We start from the raw sequence: 17,238 nt of genomic DNA, 5'->3' as shown, positions 1-17,238 counted from the left end.
ATCTCCCTTTCTCTTTTATATTATAAGTTTAGAACAATATCATACATTGTGAAATTGATTATTAATAGTAATGAATTTATTGGTGGAAGGGTGTGAGCAAGTAGCCGTAATAAGATTTTTCATCAAAAAAAGAGGGGGACCTGATGCCATTATAATGAATAACATCAGGTAAAATGCAGGAAATATTGGGGTAGATTTATTTTTTTACGCAAGCTTCTTTTAAGCCAGCTTTGCAGGCTTGAGCTAGATATTCAGCTGCAGATTTTTCATTGATTTCAATTCCTTCACCACTTTCTAGCATTCTACCGACTTGGTATTGTGCGGGTGGAAATTTTTTATCAGCAGATTTTTTGAACCATTCAAAAGCCGTAATATAATTTTGTTTTACACCAATACCTTGATAGTAAAACTGGCCCATATAATTTTGGGCTTCAACATTGCCTTTATTGGCTGATTTTTCGAATAGATCCATCGCTGTTTCAAGGTTAGCCTCAACGCCATTACCATTTAAATACATGTCCCCTAGAAACAACTGAGCATCAGAATTGCCCTTATTCGATGCCATCGTTAACCATTTTTTTGCTTTACCATAGTCCTGTTTAAGCTCATTCCCAAGATAATAGCCAATTCCCAACATGACTTGCGCTTTTACATCGCCTTTTTGTGCTTCCTGTTCGATACGTTTGATAGTTTCTTTGGGAACCGCAGCGACACTTAGGTTAATTGAAAAGGCACATAAAATAATAAATGAAAGAATTCTAAGCATAATTTGATATCTTATTTTAGCGTTGTTTATTTCTATTTTTAATAAAATGTTTCAATGAGATTTATTACCAACAAAGTGTATTACATAAAGAAAAGTTTACATCAAAATACGTAATATAAAATAAGCTATAAGCCTGAGAGGTTTACGCATTTTTAGAGTTATTGGCATCATCTATACTCTACGATTTTAATTTAAAAATATCAATATATAATAAAAATATACAATATATAGTGTATGGGATTTCCTATCTTTTAGCCACGTTATGTGTTTGTTGTAACAAGATATTAATAAGAAAAATGATTAAGAAGTCATACCAGGCAAATGAAAAGATAAGGGAATGGAATATTAGTTGATATTTTAAGTGTGGTTTAAGGCGTTAGGGGGATTATTTTATAAAAACATTTAATACGAATAAATTTTCGATATAAAACACATCAGAAGTGAGAAAAGTGAATTAAATAAGGGCGGGCTGATGTGTTATTAGAAAGGTGTGAATTAAAATTTACAGAATTCACACCTTTAGCAATATAAACAAAACCTTTATGTTGATGGCTTAAAAAAGCTTATGACTCAAATAGTGGGGTAGGTTTGCCATTGTCATCAATTGCAACAAAATTAAACTGGCCATGTATCACTTCTTCACGACCTTCGGAATACATATCTTCTAAAAAAATCGATACATTGACCGTCAAACTGGTTCTTCCAACTCGAATGACTTTACCCACCAACTCAACAATGGTTCCTGAAGGGATTGGATGAGTAAAATTAATTTTTTCAGTGGAGACCGTAACGAGGCGCTTACGGCTAAACCGTGTTGCGGTAATAAAAGAAACCTCATCCATCCAAGCGAGAGCAGTACCGCCAAATAGGGTGCTGTGGTGGTTCGTTGTTGTTGGAAATACCACTTTAGAGACGCGAGAAATGGATTGCTCAATTTTTTGTGTGATGACATCGTCTGCGATGGAACTCATGGTCTACCTTACAATTGTTACTTAGTATGCTAGTAATTGTTAAAAGCAATAATGTTAAAGGCTAAGTGTAATACTCATTTCAAACTAATTCAGCAATAAATGTGAAGTGAATCGTTCCGGCAGGGGGATTTTTGAGAATGTCAGCTGTAGCTAAAATCAAAAAGGGAATATTAAAGGCCCAAAGTTCAAATTATGAGCCTTTAAATTATAATGGGGTATGGAATTAATTATCTAAATACTCTGCACTCATACGAACAGCTTTTGCATTGTTGCCACTTTTAACACAAGAAACTAAAAACGCTTTAGATTCAGCCCAGATAGTGGCAGAAAAATCTTCGCCATCAAGATCTTTTTCAATGGTAACAGGGTATTTTTCAACGCCTTCAAGCCACTCGATTAACCCTGATTTACACGTTGGGAAATCGTCTTTTGCGATAGAACCATCTAAAACAGGGGCTGCAATTTGTGGTTTATTGTTATCAGCAATCATGTCCTCTAATTGCTCTACGGTGTAACTTTTTTCAGCGAAAGCTGTGGCACTTAACAGTGAAATCGCTATTGCCAATAGTAATTTATTCATAATCACTCCATTTGATTTAAGTCTCGAATACTAAGCAATAGAGCCACAATAGGCAATAAAAAAACCCTTCATATTGAAGGGTTTTTGTGAGCAAATTTTACAAACACATATTAACTAAATCTGTACAGACTAAATGGTTTCACATTCAGTGAGGGTTCTTTGCCTAATAACAAGTCAGCGGTGAGCTCGGAAGAAACAGGGCTTTCTGTCATTCCCCAGCCTGTCGCAGTATTGATAACTAGACCTGGGTATTCATTGACTTGAGAAATGATTGGGTGCTCATCTGGTGCGATGGCCATAGCACCACTCCATTGGTCAATCAGTTTAGAATCCTTAAATGCAGGGAATTCTGTTTTTAATTTTTCAAATGATGCATTCAGCTCAGGCAAGTCAGGTAACGCAGTCATATTTCTGTGTTTTTCGAATGGTGAAACTTCATCCAGTTTCCAGCTTGTTGGTTCAGTAAATGAATTAATTAACTGTTCATTTAATGAAATATGGACAGGGAAATCTGGCATCGATAGCAGTGGAATGTATTTGTAGCCATAGACGAAGGAGTCTTTAACAACCGGAGCAACAATCACGCGAGGGGATGTTGCGTAGGTACCATCCGCTTGTTCACGGAAGAAAATATTGCCTGGTAAAGCAACGTTACCACCTGGTGCAGTTGGTGAACCGGTGATCAGTTGCTGAGATTGATAAGCCGGTAATGTTGGGACATCAACGCCTAAGTTTTGCATAAACAGTCTTGACCAGACTCCACCTGCAACAACAACACGCGAGGTTTTAATAGGTCCTTTCTCGGTGACGACATCAGAAATAACGCCTGCTTGTGTTTCTAAGCCTCTAGCAGCACAGTTAGTATAAATTTTGATACCTAATTTTTTCGCATAATCTGCCATGACGAAGGTCGCAATTTCAGCATCTAAGCTACCGGAGTCTTCTTCAAAACCTGCGATGGTCCATTTAGATTGTGCACCATTTAAACGTTGGTTGAGTTCAGCACCTTCAATGATGCGTGTTTTGAATGGAATATCTGAACCAACGTTTTTACTGCGAGTATCAATCCACTCTCTGACGTTAACTAAATCTTCTTCATCAAGAGGAACTTCAACACGACCTTGAGTACGATAGCTAGTATCTGCACCGACTTTCGCGTTCATCTCTCTCCAGCGTTGTTTTCCTAAGTGGTGGAGTAAGAAGGTTTCATCTGGCATTTTATACGTGATAACTTGGCCGTAGAAGCGGGATGATTGCTCGCCTGCAATGTTACCTTTTTCAACAATAACAACATCTAAACCGCGTCCAACCAGTTCAATTGCTGTCATAATTCCTAGAATTCCAGCACCAATAACAACGACGTCAGCTTGCTGTGGTAGAGGGCCTTCTGTTCCTGCGACAAAACCATGTCGCGGTTTACCAGGAACAAATCGACCTTCACGAGTTAACATTGGAGTTAAAATTCCGGCTCCTGCGGCAACGGCAACAACGCCACCACCAATCAAAAATTTTCTTCTAGTAATAGCCATTTTATTAAGTTCCTTATATCGAATGAGTTTTTCACAATTGACCAAAGCTTCAATTAGAAATATTTATAATTGTAATTATATCTTTAATAATGATTATAATTGTAAACTAAATTGAGCTGGAATTAAAATTTTTAGTTAAATGTTAAAAAATTTTTTTCTAGTATGAAATGAGTGCCAATATTTCAAGAAAAATAATGGCACTGGCGGAATTTAAGGAAGGGAAACAAATTAAAAAAAATGGCTTTTATTTTAATCTTTTGATTTATAAAGCTTAAAGGTGGATTTGGCCAGTTAGGAACAAAACGGCATTACCCGTTAGTTTTACTCGATCAGAGGTTAGCTCGCAATGAATCACTCCTCCGCGTAATGAGATCTGATGACCAACTAATTGCTTTTTATTCAGTCGTTCTGCCCATATTGGTGCAATGGCACAATGTGAAGTGCCTGTTACAGGGTCTTCATCAACCCCTTTTGCAGGGGCAAAATAACGAGAAACAAAGTCATAATCGCTATTAGCACTTTCTGCTGTAATTGTTAATCCAGGTAGAGAAAGCTGTGAAAGCTTTAGCATATCTGGCTGGCAGTTTTGAACGAGTTCTGCACTTTCAAGAAAACACAGGTAACGGTCTTTCGCTATCCAAAGCTCTTTGATTTTAACTCCAAGGATGTCAGCGAGGTGTGGATATTGGTCTGGATGACTTTGTACAGATTCAATAATTGGAAAATCGAGTGTAAACCCTTGGGCATTTTGTGTCACAACCAACTCACCTGATAAAGAGCTAAATGTTAAAGGATGAATGTTCTGTTGGAGCACATGGTTTAACACAAAGGCTGCGGCAAGTGTTGCATGACCACATAATTTTACTTCGACTTTAGGGGTGAACCATCGAATATGGCGGCCGACTAAAAATGCGGTTTCTGATAAATTTACTTCTGCGGCAATTGCAATTAGCTGTTCATCTGATAACCAGTTATCGAGTAATACAATCGCTGCGGGATTACCGTGAAAAAGGGTATCTGTAAAAGCATCAACATAGTAAATGGGAGCAGAGAGGCTCATTATAGGGTTTCCAAGAGTCATTATGGGATGATGATAGGCCAGTATAGCGCCTATTTTATGAAATATAATAAGCAAATTATTAGGTGGCTAATGAAACTGGGGGAGATCCGGTAGCGTGTGGGTTGCTACCGGATAAAAGACAATTAATCCGCGTTATTAAGCATCTGCTTCATTTTTATCTGCGTTTTTGAGCATTTTCCTGACAGGGATAATCAATGCTGCCAATACGACGGCACAGATCACCAGTGCAATAGAGACATGGGAGAATAGCTCAGGCATTGAATCCAATTGGTCTTTACGGATGTTACCACCCATAATACCTGCGGCAAGGTTACCCAACGCACTTGCACAGAACCATAGACCCATCACTTGACCACGCATTTTTTGTGGTGCGAGTAAGGTCATTGTTGCCAACCCGATAGGGCTCAAGCACAGTTCTCCTAATGTCAGTAATAAGATACTGCCAACTAGCCAGAAAGGGGAAACGCCACTTTGTGTTGCAAGCACTTGGTTTGCTGCCACCATCATGATAGCAAAGCCACCTGCAGCAAATAAGATACCAATCACGAACTTGGTCATGCTGCTTGGGTTCATATTACGTTTAGCCAGAGAAGGCCAGAACCAACTAAATACTGGGGCTAACAATATAATGAACAACGCATTGATTGATTGGAACCAAATGGTTGGGATTTCAAAACTGCCCATTTGGCGGTCAGTATAGTCGCGAGCAAAGATATTAAATGAAGTCGGTTTTTGCTCAAAAGCGGACCAGAAGAATGCGGCTGCAATCAGTAAAATTAAGCAAGCCAGTAAGCGAGAACGCTCGCTGCTGTTTAAACCGCCAAGGAAGAACATAAATAAAAAATAGATGCCTACACAGGTCGAGATAACATAAGCAGAGCTTTTCGCGATGATGGAGGCATTAAATGGAATCGTACCATTATCAATCAAGACAACCAATATGGCCAATAATACCATGGCAAAGGTCACCCATTTCCCCACATTTTTGCGCTCAACCGTTGGGCGGTTCCATGTGGAATCAAGGCCAACTTCTTTATCATAGCGGCGCATTTGAGGAATAGCGTAAAAACGGAAAATTAACAGGGCAATCAGCATTCCTAAGCCACCAAGGCCAAAACCTAAATGCCAGCCATATTTTTCATGAAGTGGACCAATAATTAACGGGGCAATAAATGAACCCATGTTAATACCCATATAGAACAGAGAGAAACCGCCATCACGACGTGTATCTTCTTTCTTATACAGCGTTCCTACCATCACAGTAATACAGGTTTTAAATAACCCTGTACCTAATACGATGAGTAATAAACCAACGAAAAAGAAGGTATTTGATAAAAAGGCAGACATTGCGATGGATAAATGGCCAAACGCAATAATTAATGAGCCGTACCAAACCGCGCGGCGCTGGCCTAACCAGTTATCGGCTAACCAACCACCCGGCAACGAAGTGATATAAACCCCACCAGCGAAAATACCGACAATAGCGGAAGCTTGTTCAATGGGTAATTCCATTCCGCCTTGTAATAATGTCGCACTCATAAATAGGATAAGTAACGGTCTAACTCCGTAAAAAGAGAAGCGTTCCCACATTTCTGTGAGGAAAAGCGAACTCAATGGGTATGGATGCCCAAAAAAAGTTTTTGTTTTAGTCGCAGAATTGTTCATCTGTGAACTCCCATAAATACTCTCTTGAGAGGTTGTGCATGATATAAAACACCAAGCCGTGCGCTTGAATGTCAATTGTTATTGATATGTTAACATAAGTATGTGAAACATATTTTTAACATACATTATTATAGAATCACCTATATACAGAATGAATTTATTGTAAAAGGTGTACTTTTAAGGTGAAAAGTCGATATAACTCTCATTTCTCACGATAAGCTAGGGGAAGATACAGGATTTTAGTTGACAATAAAAGAAAGAATTTTGAATCGATTAAGTTATTTAAAATCAATTGGTTGAGGCTTTAAAATTTTAATTTTAAGCAAAGTGAGACAATAAAGCGTATAAATCATCAGGTTTTTGTACAAAAAATAGCAAGGGGTTATTGGTCGGACGGGGAAGCGCGTAGACCATCGGATTGGCGCCTGATAACTAACCATGAATAAATTAAGTTGAAGAGAACCAACGCCGCAGTGAAAAAGAATACGGCTCTGAAACCATAGGTGGCAGCGACAAAGGAGCCCATTAATGGCCCTGTCACGTTTCCAACATCGCGTAATGCTTGGTTATAGCTGAAAATACGCCCAGTCACTTGGTGAGAAATATTATAGATAATTAACGTTTGTACCGCAGGTAATAGTGCAGCATTTAGTGCCCCAAGCATAAATCGGAGAAAGCCTAACTCCCAATAACTACTTACCAACCCCATTGGGAATAATACAAAAATAGATGCGCCCAGCACGGCGAGTAAAACTTTTTCAGGGCCTATTCGGTCACTGAGTTTACCTAACATGGGAGCACTGATTAAAGCCGCAACACCGGGAATGGAGGCTATCACGCCACTGACAAAAGCCAAGTTTTCTAGGGAGCTAGATAAGTCACGTACATAGAGTGTGATGACAGGGTTGATTGAGCCCATTGCGGCTTGGATGATCATAGTGGTGAAAAAGAGGCTAATGACTAAATTTTTATTACGAAGAGAGGCAAAAACTTGTTTGCTCGTTAATGCATCTTTGCGAGAAACCGGCGTGAAGCGTTCTCTAACATAAAAGAGCGTGACAAAAAAGCAAATAAACAGCACCGTTGCGGTAATAAAAAAGACGGGGCGTAAGCCATATTGGTCAGCAAGAAAACCGCCGATTAATGGGCCAATAAGTGCGCCACTGACCGCACCAGTCGCAAGAACGCCCATAGCCCAGCCGCTTTTTTTCACGGGGATTTGAGTTGCAATCAACGCGTTAGCATTAGGAACAAAACCACCCAATAAACCTAATATGGCTCTTAAGGCTAATAATTGCCAAATATTCTGCGCAAAGCCGATTAACACCATGACAATCGCCATGCCCAGTGCGGATCGCAATAGCATTAATTTTCGCCCTTTGCGATCGGATAATCTCCCCCAAAATGGAGCGGCAATGGCAGAAAATAAGAAGGTGATACTAAAAACGGCACCAGTCCATAAATTTAACGAAGCATGGTCTTTGACACCAAGTTCTTCAATATATAACGGGAGAAAAGGCATGATCAGGCTAAAGGCGGCACCTGTTAAAAAACAGCCGAACCACACGACGTATAGGTTACGTTTCCAATACTCTGTTTTTCCCGTCATAATTTTCCCGTTATATTCAGTTCTACAGCGTTGTTGGCTTCATTCAGCTACCCGAGTCACTTTTCCCGTCATATTCAGTTCTACAGCGTTGTTAGCTTCATTCTGCCTATTTAGGGAAAACAGTATGAAAAACAGCAAGAAAAGCATCATAAAAAACAGTTGAAAAATCACGCCATATTTAGAGAAAACAGTATGAAAAACAGCAAGAAAAGCATTATAAAAAACAGTTGAAAAATCATGCCATATTTAGAGAAAACAGTATAAAAAACAGCAAGAAAAACATCATAAAAAGCCGTTGAAAAACTACGCCATAATTTATCTGCTTACGCTAATTATTAATGATGGATTTTGTCTAAATCCCCGTATAACGAAGGTTCCCCTTCAGGGCGTGTTTTAAAACGGCGATGTAGCCACATATATTGTTCTGGCGCCCTGAGGATTTCCTTTTCGATAATTTGGTTCATCATGGTTGCGGTAGCCACATTATCTTCAATTGGGAAATCATCAATGGCAGGTTGAATGATCAATTCATAACCTTTACCGTTAGGTAAACGCCTTGGGGTAAAAGGCACCACTAAAGGGGAAGCCAGGCGTAAAATAATTTGTGAACCGTTGGTCGTGGCGGCATTTTCTACAGCGAATAAAGGAGCAAATGTACTATTGCGTGGGCCGTAATCATGGTCGGGGGCATACCATAAAATTTCCCCATTTTTTAAGTCGCGTACCATGCCTTTCATATCTTTGCGATCCAACATATATTTATTGGAACGCAACCGCCCACGGGTTTGTAACCAATCAAGCAGGTCATTATCATTGGCGCGATACACACCAATACCCGGATTTAACATACCAAAGGCACGAGCACCGATTTCCAAGGTTAAAAAATGAACGCCGAGCGCGATAATCCCTCTGCCGGTTTGGCGAGCTGCAATGGCATTTTCTTCCCCAATGACCTTGACCCAGCGACGAACGCGCCAATCAGGCCAAAACCAAGCCATACCCGTTTCAAATAAGCCCATGCCGACAGATTCAAAGTTTTTGTCGATGCAGCGCTGCCGTTCCTGCTCACTCATCTCTGGAAAGCATAATTGCAAATTTCGCTCTGCGACTTTCACTCGCTTTTTCAAAAAGCGCTTGGAAAATAAACCTAAACGAGTTCCCATCCAATAAATGACAGGGTAAGGCAATAAAACAAGAAGATATAATACGCTAATGCCTAGCCAAGTTAGCCAGTAACGAGGGTGGAGGAACCGTTTTTGAAATTTTGGAGCTAGTATCATTATTATCCGAATATATTAGTCATAAATTAATAAAAAGGCATGATTAAACTATATCAAATTATTCGTTTAAAGCGTTAACTGCCTGCATGGTGCTCATTAACTCAGCTAAGTTGCGAACCGCCATTTTCTCCATGACACGAGACCGATGAACCTCAACGGTGCGCACAGAAACACAGGCTGCCTCCGCAATCTCGCGGTTAATTAAGCCTTGCAACACATAGCCACAGATATCTTTTTCACGAGGGGTGAGCGTCTCATAGCGCTGCTTAATTAAATACCCTTCAGTGGCTTTAGTGGTTTGTGAGCGAGCTTGCTCTAAGGTCTTAGCAAGCTGTTGGCTATCAATGGGTTTTTGTAGAAAATCAACGGCACCCAGTTTCACTTGTTCTACCGCCATCGGGATATCCCCATGGCCAGACAAAAAGATCACGGCTAATGTGCTGTGTTGCTCTCTAAGGTATTGGTGAACTTGCCGACCATCTAATTTAGGCATGCGCATATCCAATAACACCACGCCTTCTTGGTGTAATGCCGCATTTTGGATAAATGCTTCACTGTCATTCCAAACGGTAACGCTATAGCCCAATGTTTCGAGTAAGAATTGGCAGGCATCCGTCACATCGGGGTCATCATCCACGAGATGGATCACTGGCATACATATACCTCGTCGTGTAGAGGGTGACAAAATAGAGTGCTTTATGTAATGAGTATTGATTATCGTAATAAAGCCATTGTCACATATAGTTAATGTGAATGTTATCAATTACGTGGCAAAACATGCTCAATCCACGATTTTATTGTGATAATTGAAAATGAGAGTGACCATTAGGCCATGTAACCCATCATCACTCAGGTTATTTTCGATACGAATATCGCCACCTTGGCTTTGGATCAAACGCTGGCAAATCACTAAGCCTAACCCTAAACCTTCTTTTTTAGTCGTAGCAAATGGGGTGATCCCTTGCTCTAATTGACCCGCAGGCATACCTCCGGCATTGTCTTGCAAGACAAGTAAAAAATGCTGTTGTGAAAAATGGAACTCGAAATGCAGTAGGGTTGCCCCTGCTTGTAAACTGTTGCTGATTAAATTGGAAAGTAATTGTTCAAGTAACGTATCAGGCAACATCAGGGAGATGTCAGGCGTTTCAGGTAAAATTAACCTTGAATCGGGGTAGTGTTGATCTGCACGCAATAATTGCCAAATATGATTAATGGCCTGTTTAACTGATTGTTGGCTCAAGGTGACTGCCGGGTCAAGACTTGGTTTACCCGCCCAGAGGCGTAAATTACGAATGATATCGGCTCCACGTTGAGCTTGGTCGTCGATTTTCGTTAATGCGTTAATTAATGGGTGGCTTTCAGACTCTTTAGTCAGGCGTAGAATACACCCTTGGGCATAGTGGCGGATTGCAGACAGGGGTTGATTCAATTCATGAGCAAATCCAGAAGCCATTTCCCCCAAAATATTTAACCGCTGCGCCTTTTGTAAATTGGCTTCTTGTTCTCGTAAGCGGTTATGCGCTTCTTCTAATTGGCGGCTACGGCGCCTAACCAAAAAGGCAATCCAAACATGATTAACGCCAAGTAACACAAAAAATAACGCAACAAGGCTAAGGGTGATTTGGTTTTGAATGGTCCAACTGACGATATCTTGCCAGATTTGGCGCTGTTGCGGGTGTTGATTAACGTCCCTGAGCAAAGTTTCAACTTGAGTCACCGAGGCCGGAGCTCCCCAACGCATGGCGGCTTTATCGGTTGATAATAATGTTTTGGTGACTTTGTCGACTAAATTGTCCGGCACTTCACTTAAGGCAGCAAAAGACCAGTTTGGATACAGTTCTGTGCTAGTTAAACAAGACAGAGAGCTTGGATGTTGAATTAGTGGACGAAATTGTGTTTTATCAATCAGCCCTTCACTATGCATATTTTCTAATAAACAGACAGGAACAATTGCTGCAGATAATGAATCATCACGCAGTGCATATAATAATGCATCAGCAGGAAAGCCTAAAAATTGCATCTTAAAGTCTTTAGCCGCATCGTAGCCCATATCCCTTAATACTTTGTAACCTAATAAATAGCCACCAAAAGCATCCGGCGAGATAGCGCCGACTTTTTTGCCAATCAAGTTTTTAACTTCTGAAATATCACTGTCTTTGCGAACTAATATTAAGCTGCCAATAACATTACGTGTCGTGCTGTTAGGCTCCACATCAGAACGAAGGGAGAGCAACCAACGTAAATGATAGCGGTTATCTAACTGAATAAATTGGGCCGGATTCGTCAGCAAAAAATCAATCTTACGGTTGGAAATTGCTTCTTTCATTTCATCTAAATTGAGTGGTTGTAACGTAAAACGCTCCCCAGGAATAGACTCATTGAGAGTGTCAATAAGTGGTTGCCAATGAGATTGGGTGGAACTCGGCCCGCGCAAGGCTAATACCCCGATAGTCCATTGTGCCGAAATTGCAGGCAAAGAGCACGTCAGTAGCATGATTAATAGTATGTGATACAACGGCCTAGGCGATTTTTTTAACATATTTGAGTTATTCGTTGCGTTAGATCAATTTAGCTACGGGTATGTGGTAAACCACAATAGGGCGACGGCTCCACACTTCTTACAATGGCACTACACGTTTTATCAAGATAACTCATTTGGTTTAAAGAGAAATAACAATTCCACGGGTTATCTTAACGAGACTGTACCCATTGTCAATAACGCATGTAATACAAATAACATATTGATTAATAACTTTTATTTTCGCATTAGCAATGTCAGTACTGGAGCCAATTATGGATCTGAGTAAACGAAAATTTCTACAACAAATTGGGGCAGTGACTGCGGGAGCTTCGTTAATTCCTATCGCAGAAGCTGGGCTCAGTTTTTCCCCGACACGCCGAGAAGGCAACCCAGAAAAACGTTATGGAATGTTGATTGATTTGCGCCGTTGTATTGGTTGCCAATCTTGCACAGTAAGTTGCTCGGTTGAAAACCAAACCCCACAAGGTCAATTTAGAACGACAGTGAATCAATATCAAGTTGCAGTGAAAGGCGAAGAAGGTTTCACCAACGTATTATTACCTCGTCTATGTAACCACTGCGATAACCCACCTTGCGTACCCGTATGCCCAGTTCAAGCGACTTTCCAACGTGAAGACGGCATTGTTGTCGTTGATAACGAACGCTGTGTTGGGTGTGCTTACTGCGTACAAGCGTGCCCATACGATGCGCGTTTTATCAACCACTCTACGCAAACTGCGGATAAATGCACATTCTGCGCTCATCGCTTAGAAGTGGGTTTATTGCCAGCTTGTGTTGAATCTTGTGTGGGTGGCGCGCGTATTATTGGGGATTTAAAAGACCCGAACAGTACTATTCGTAAAATACTGACAGAGCACGAAGCTGAAATCAAAGTCCTCAAACCTGAAAGTGGCACATTACCACAAGTTTTCTATATCGGTTTAGATGACGCATTCGTGCAGCCGCTACAAGGCAAAGGGCAGCCCGCATTATGGCAGGAGGTGTTCTGATGAATGGCCAAGTAACGTATATTTCAGAAGTCATGGCTCAGCCACAAGAATTCTTTTGGCTTCCTTGGGCGGTACAATATTTCTTCTTCATAGGGATTGCTGCTTGCGCGGTACTGTATGCTTGTTATCTTCATTGGAGAAATGAACCAGAAAACAGTCGCTTAGAGATGATTTCGGTATTTATTGCTATCACGATGGGCATTACCGCTCCATTAGCATTAACTGCGGATTTACACCAAACCGCAAGGGTATGGCATTTCTATGCTCACCCAACAATGTGGTCTTGGATGTGGTGGGGGTCTGTGTTACTGCCATTATTCACTACATTTATTGGTTTATATTTTGTCGCATTAGTGGTGAAACTGATTTGGAAAAAAGAGTTTAAAGCAACGCGTTGGGTGGCTTTGTTGGCTGCACTTTCAGCGATAGGATTATTGTTATATACCGGTCGTGAAGCTTCAGTATTAAATGCACGTCCAATTTGGTATAGCTGGTGGGTACCAGTATTGATGTTCCTCAGTGCGTTACAAGTATTACCTGCATTGATTAGCTTAGGGGCACGCCGTGAACCTCAATATCAAAATCGCTTAGCTCGCTTTCAAGTTGTGACATTATTGCTGTTCGCCGTTTGTTTTGCGCTATGGCTCTCAGGTGATACCACCTCAGGTATTGCAGTACGCCAACAGTTAGATACAGCAAGCCCAGGATGGTGGATGCTAATGGGGGTTTGCGCATTGTGGTTAATCACTTTTGCGATGTCCGTCAGTAATTTAAAAGCGATTCGCTCGGTTGCATATATCACTATTTTAGCTTTAATTTCAATGGCTTTTGCTTGGACGATACGTTGGATTTTTCTGATGGAAGTTCAAGCGGTACCAAAATATAACATTATCGCTAACCCATACCATTTCCCATTGGGAACAGACGGATTACTGGCTATTGTCGGCACATTCGGTTTATGGATTGCATTAACAATTATTGTTCGTGAAGGTGTTCGCTGGTTTGCGAGGAGAGTGCAACATGGCTAAATTCTCAAGACGTCAATGGCTTAAAGGTGGTTTGGTTGTCGGTGGTATCGCATTATTTGGTGCAAGCTACCGTGATGTTGCCAAACGTGCAGTCGATGGTCTGGTTAATGGTACGTCAGGTAAAGTCACTCTTGATAGGCTCAATGGTAACTCTTTACGTCCTGAAGGACAGGCACTGAAAGGTTGGCAAGAAAACCCAGAACAAGTGGTTGCGATGACGCAATGTTTTGGTTGTTGGACTCAGTGTGGTATTCGTGCTCGCGTTGATACAGCGAAAAATGAAGTATTGCGTATCGCGGGGAACCCTTATCATCCACTGTCCCATGAAGAGCATTTTCCTTATGGCATGCCGCTGAAAACGGCATTTAACAAAATGAGTGGAGAATCAGGCCTTGAACACCGTTCGACTGCCTGTGCTCGTGGTGCAACGTTAATGGAAGGCTTAACAAGCCCATTGCGTATTCTCGAACCGATGAAACGTGTTGGTAAGCGCGGCGAAGGTAAATGGGAGCGCATCAGTTTTGAACAACTGATTAAAGAAGTGGTTGAGGGAGGGGACTTATTTGGTGAAGGCCATGTCGATGGTTTACGTGCTATTCGCGATTTAGAAACGCCTTTAGACCCATCACAACCAAAACTGGGACCAAAAGCCAACCAGTTATTAGTGACCAACGCAGGTGACGACGGCCGTGATGGTTTTATCCGTCGCTTTGCACAAAATGCCTTTGGTAGTAAAAACTTTGGTGCTCACGGTTCGTATTGTGGATTGGCTTATCGTGCCGGTTCCGGTGCATTGATGGATGATTTGGACAAAAACGCCCACGTCAAACCCGATTGGGATAACGTACGCTTTGCGCTGTTTTTGGGAACGTCTCCCGCGCAATCCGGTAACCCATTTAAGCGCCAAGGTCGTCAATTAGCGACAGCGCGTTTACGTGATTCATTTAACTATGTGGTGGTTTCACCTGCATTACCATTAACAACGACTTTAGCAAATGACCACGGCCACTGGGTCCCAGTACAGCCGGGTACTGACGCTGCGTTAGTGATGGGGATGATCCGTTGGATCATTGCAAATGAGCGTTACAATGCCAAATACCTCAGTGTGCCAAGTGAAAAATCCATGGAAGCGATGGGGGAGAAAAGCTGGACTAACTCAACACATTTAGTCATTACGGATGATAACCACCCATTAGCAGGCAAATTGTTAATTTCTTCTTATATCACAGGAGAAGGTGACGATGAGAAAGCCTATTTAGTGCAAGATGCTGCGGGTGAATTAAAATTGGCTGATGAAGCCCTTACGGCTGAGCTATTTGTGACACGCCAAGTGACTTTGCACGATGGCAGTGAAGTGACGGTTAAATCTAGCTTCCAGTGCCTTAAAGAAGCCGCAAATCGCATGACTTTGGAAGAATACAGCCAGCGCTGTCATGTCCCAGTAAAAACTATTGAATCGCTGGGTAAAGCATTGACTTCTTATGATAGAAAAGCCGCAGTTATTTCCCATGGCGGTATGATGGGCGGTAATGGTTTCTACACTGCATGGTCAGTTATCATGCTTAACGCATTGATTGGTAACTTAAACTTGAAAGGCGGTGTTTCTGTTGGTGGTGGTAAATTCAACGGGGAAAACGATGGGCCGCGTTACAAAATTGCCAGCTATAAAGGTAAAGTGAAACCTAAAGGTGTGGTGTTATCACGTAGCAATGAAGTGTATGAAAAATCAGATGAATTCAAAGCGCGTCAGGCAGCAGGTGAGAACCCATATCCCGCAAAAGCCCCTTGGTACCCGTTTGCCAAAGGCCAACTAACCGAACAGTTAGCATCCGCCTTGATGGGGTATCCTTATGCACTGAAAGCGTGGATCACCAATATGACTAACCCTGTATATGGTATTGCAGGTATTCGTCAGGTGATGGAAGAAAAACTGAAAGACCCTAAACACTTACCGTTGATTATAGGTATTGATGCCTTTATGAATGAAACAACGGCATTGGCAGATTACATAGTGCCGGATACCCATAATTTCGAAAGTTGGGGTTTCAGTGCACCATGGTCTGGTGTGCAGGTCAAAGCCAGTACGGCACGTTGGCCGATTGTTGAGTCACGCACAGCTAAAACAGCGGATGGCCAGCCAGTTTCGATGGAAAGTTTCTGTATCGCTGTAGCAAAAGAACTTAATTTACCGGGCTTTGGTGATAACGTGATTGAAGATATGGATGGCAACATGCATTCACTTAATACAGCGGAAGATTATTACCTAAGAGTTGCTGCAAATATGGCATGGTTAGGGGAAAAACCAGTTCCTGAAGCCGCAACAGAAGATATTCAAATCAGTGGCGTGGAGCGCATTTTACCAGCGATTACGCGTACGTTAAAACCAGAAGAAGTTCGTCGCGTTGCCTATATTTTCACACGAGGAGGCCGTTTTGCTCCGTATGAAAAAGCATGGGATGGCGATGCAACAGGCCCTCAATGGAAAAAAGGCTTACAAATTTGGAACCCAACAGTGGCAATTAATCGACACGCCATAACGGGTGAGCGTTATAGTGGTTGCCCTACCTACTATCCACCACGTATGGCAAATGGCGATGATGTGAATACGGTATTCCCAGAACAAGAGTGGCCGTTGAAACTGATGTCATTTAAATCCCATGTCATGAGTAGTTCAACGACAGTCATTGAACGTCTACGCCATGTGAAACCAACGAATCTTGTTGCTCTGCATCCCGATGACGCAGCGAAAATGGGGGTCAAACATGGCGATTGGATCCGGATCACCACACCGGGTGGCCATGCTGAAGCCCAAGTGAGTGTTCTTGATGGTGTCATGCCAGGGGTACTCGCGATTGAGCATGGTTATGGGCATACCGAAATGGGGGCGAAACAGCATTATCTGGATGGCCAACCAATGCCAATGAATGCGGCAAATGGTTCAGGAATTAACTTAAATGACCTTGGGTTTGCTGACCCAACACGTGAAGTCGCCAACACGTGGTTAGACTGGGTTTCGGGGGCATCGGTGCGCCAAGGCTTACCTGCTCGCATTGAGTTAATTGGTTAAACGAAGTAATAAGGATGGTTAGTGATGGGGACCTGCATAGCTTCATTATTAACCATCTGGTTGTTGGCAATAAGTAGTAAGCAGTTGACATTGCGCATAAAACGGTGTGCTACCACACCGTGACTTCGGCA

13 protein-coding genes are annotated in these 17,238 nt (G+C 41.8%); 3 read left to right on the top strand and 10 right to left on the bottom strand.

The features are described 5' to 3' along the window. Positions 1-196: 196 nt before the first annotated feature. The 10 genes from PSF09_RS02010 to ttrS all read right to left on the bottom strand — a co-directional run bounded on the left by PSF09_RS02010 (position 197) and on the right by ttrS (position 12,020). Positions 197-766 carry a tetratricopeptide repeat protein gene (locus tag PSF09_RS02010; RefSeq protein ID WP_210835266.1) on the bottom strand — a complete coding sequence of 190 codons (570 nt, stop codon included), beginning with the start codon at positions 764-766 and terminating at the stop codon, positions 197-199. Between the two features lie 563 nt (positions 767-1,329). Then, positions 1,330-1,737, bottom strand: a complete 408-nt coding sequence (locus PSF09_RS02005) for an acyl-CoA thioesterase (protein ID WP_004909747.1) — start codon at positions 1,735-1,737, stop codon at positions 1,330-1,332. 223 nt (positions 1,738-1,960) lie between these two features. Beyond that, a complete protein-coding gene (locus tag PSF09_RS02000; RefSeq protein ID WP_272665271.1) occupies positions 1,961-2,317 on the bottom strand; it encodes a hypothetical protein in 357 nt (118 codons plus the stop codon). A 110-nt stretch (positions 2,318-2,427) separates the two neighbouring features. Further along, positions 2,428-3,846, bottom strand: a complete 1,419-nt coding sequence (locus PSF09_RS01995; protein ID WP_210835166.1) for an NAD(P)/FAD-dependent oxidoreductase — start codon at positions 3,844-3,846, stop codon at positions 2,428-2,430. 271 nt (positions 3,847-4,117) lie between these two features. After that, complete coding sequence (locus tag PSF09_RS01990; protein WP_272683396.1) at positions 4,118-4,906, bottom strand: PhzF family phenazine biosynthesis protein; 789 nt, start codon at positions 4,904-4,906, stop codon at positions 4,118-4,120. A gap of 156 nt (positions 4,907-5,062) precedes the next feature. Next, positions 5,063-6,592: a peptide MFS transporter gene (locus tag PSF09_RS01985; RefSeq protein ID WP_272683395.1), complete on the bottom strand. Its 1,530-nt coding sequence runs from the start codon at positions 6,590-6,592 to the stop codon at positions 5,063-5,065. A 382-nt stretch (positions 6,593-6,974) separates the two neighbouring features. After that, positions 6,975-8,201: a multidrug efflux MFS transporter MdtG gene (mdtG, locus tag PSF09_RS01980; RefSeq protein WP_272683394.1), complete on the bottom strand. Its 1,227-nt coding sequence runs from the start codon at positions 8,199-8,201 to the stop codon at positions 6,975-6,977. Between the two features lie 335 nt (positions 8,202-8,536). After that, positions 8,537-9,481 (bottom strand): Kdo(2)-lipid IV(A) acyltransferase, encoded by a 945-nt coding sequence (locus tag PSF09_RS01975; RefSeq protein WP_272665266.1) that lies wholly within the window; start codon positions 9,479-9,481, stop codon positions 8,537-8,539. Positions 9,482-9,539: 58 nt separating this feature from the next. After that, entirely contained in the window at positions 9,540-10,136 is a 597-nt protein-coding gene (gene ttrR / locus PSF09_RS01970) for a tetrathionate respiration response regulator TtrR (protein WP_109911086.1), read from the bottom strand. A 126-nt stretch (positions 10,137-10,262) separates the two neighbouring features. Next, on the bottom strand, positions 10,263-12,020 hold the full coding sequence (ttrS, locus tag PSF09_RS01965; RefSeq protein WP_272665265.1) for a tetrathionate respiration histidine kinase TtrS: 1,758 nt from the start codon (positions 12,018-12,020) through the stop codon (positions 10,263-10,265). 254 nt (positions 12,021-12,274) lie between these two features. Here ttrS and ttrB point away from each other — a divergent pair, with 254 nt between their 5' ends. Genes ttrB through ttrA form a run of 3 tightly spaced genes read left to right on the top strand, consistent with a single transcriptional unit; the run spans position 12,275 to position 17,107 of the window. Continuing rightward, positions 12,275-13,012 (top strand): tetrathionate reductase subunit TtrB, encoded by a 738-nt coding sequence (gene ttrB, locus PSF09_RS01960; RefSeq protein ID WP_272665264.1) that lies wholly within the window; start codon positions 12,275-12,277, stop codon positions 13,010-13,012. Next, on the top strand, positions 12,994-14,040 hold the full coding sequence (gene ttrC / locus PSF09_RS01955; RefSeq protein ID WP_371031790.1) for a tetrathionate reductase subunit TtrC: 1,047 nt from the start codon (positions 12,994-12,996) through the stop codon (positions 14,038-14,040). The genes ttrB and ttrC overlap by 19 nt, the downstream gene beginning before the upstream one ends. Then, on the top strand, positions 14,033-17,107 hold the full coding sequence (ttrA, locus tag PSF09_RS01950; RefSeq protein WP_272665262.1) for a tetrathionate reductase subunit TtrA: 3,075 nt from the start codon (positions 14,033-14,035) through the stop codon (positions 17,105-17,107). Before ttrC ends, ttrA begins: the two co-directional genes overlap by 8 nt. Positions 17,108-17,238 lie beyond the last annotated feature (131 nt).

Origin of the sequence: Providencia sp. PROV141 (assembly GCF_028481645.1) — a bacterium.
Taxonomy (GTDB): Bacteria; Pseudomonadota; Gammaproteobacteria; order Enterobacterales; family Enterobacteriaceae; genus Providencia; species Providencia rettgeri.
The sequence above is the reverse complement of the archived record's forward strand: the minus strand, read 5'-3'. Positions and strand labels throughout refer to the sequence as shown.

Coding starts and splice junctions, on each gene's coding strand:
- PSF09_RS02010 (WP_210835266.1), bottom strand. CDS start 766: ATGCTTAGAATTCTTTCATTTATTATTTTATGTGCCTTTTCAATTAAC.
- PSF09_RS02005 (WP_004909747.1), bottom strand. CDS start 1,737: ATGAGTTCCATCGCAGACGATGTCATCACACAAAAAATTGAGCAATCC.
- PSF09_RS02000 (WP_272665271.1), bottom strand. CDS start 2,317: ATGAATAAATTACTATTGGCAATAGCGATTTCACTGTTAAGTGCCACA.
- PSF09_RS01995 (WP_210835166.1), bottom strand. CDS start 3,846: ATGGCTATTACTAGAAGAAAATTTTTGATTGGTGGTGGCGTTGTTGCC.
- PSF09_RS01990 (WP_272683396.1), bottom strand. CDS start 4,906: ATGAGCCTCTCTGCTCCCATTTACTATGTTGATGCTTTTACAGATACC.
- PSF09_RS01985 (WP_272683395.1), bottom strand. CDS start 6,592: ATGAACAATTCTGCGACTAAAACAAAAACTTTTTTTGGGCATCCATAC.
- mdtG (WP_272683394.1), bottom strand. CDS start 8,201: ATGACGGGAAAAACAGAGTATTGGAAACGTAACCTATACGTCGTGTGG.
- PSF09_RS01975 (WP_272665266.1), bottom strand. CDS start 9,481: ATGATACTAGCTCCAAAATTTCAAAAACGGTTCCTCCACCCTCGTTAC.
- ttrR (WP_109911086.1), bottom strand. CDS start 10,136: ATGCCAGTGATCCATCTCGTGGATGATGACCCCGATGTGACGGATGCC.
- ttrS (WP_272665265.1), bottom strand. CDS start 12,020: ATGTTAAAAAAATCGCCTAGGCCGTTGTATCACATACTATTAATCATG.
- ttrB (WP_272665264.1), top strand. CDS start 12,275: ATGGATCTGAGTAAACGAAAATTTCTACAACAAATTGGGGCAGTGACT.
- ttrC (WP_371031790.1), top strand. CDS start 12,994: ATGGCAGGAGGTGTTCTGATGAATGGCCAAGTAACGTATATTTCAGAA.
- ttrA (WP_272665262.1), top strand. CDS start 14,033: ATGGCTAAATTCTCAAGACGTCAATGGCTTAAAGGTGGTTTGGTTGTC.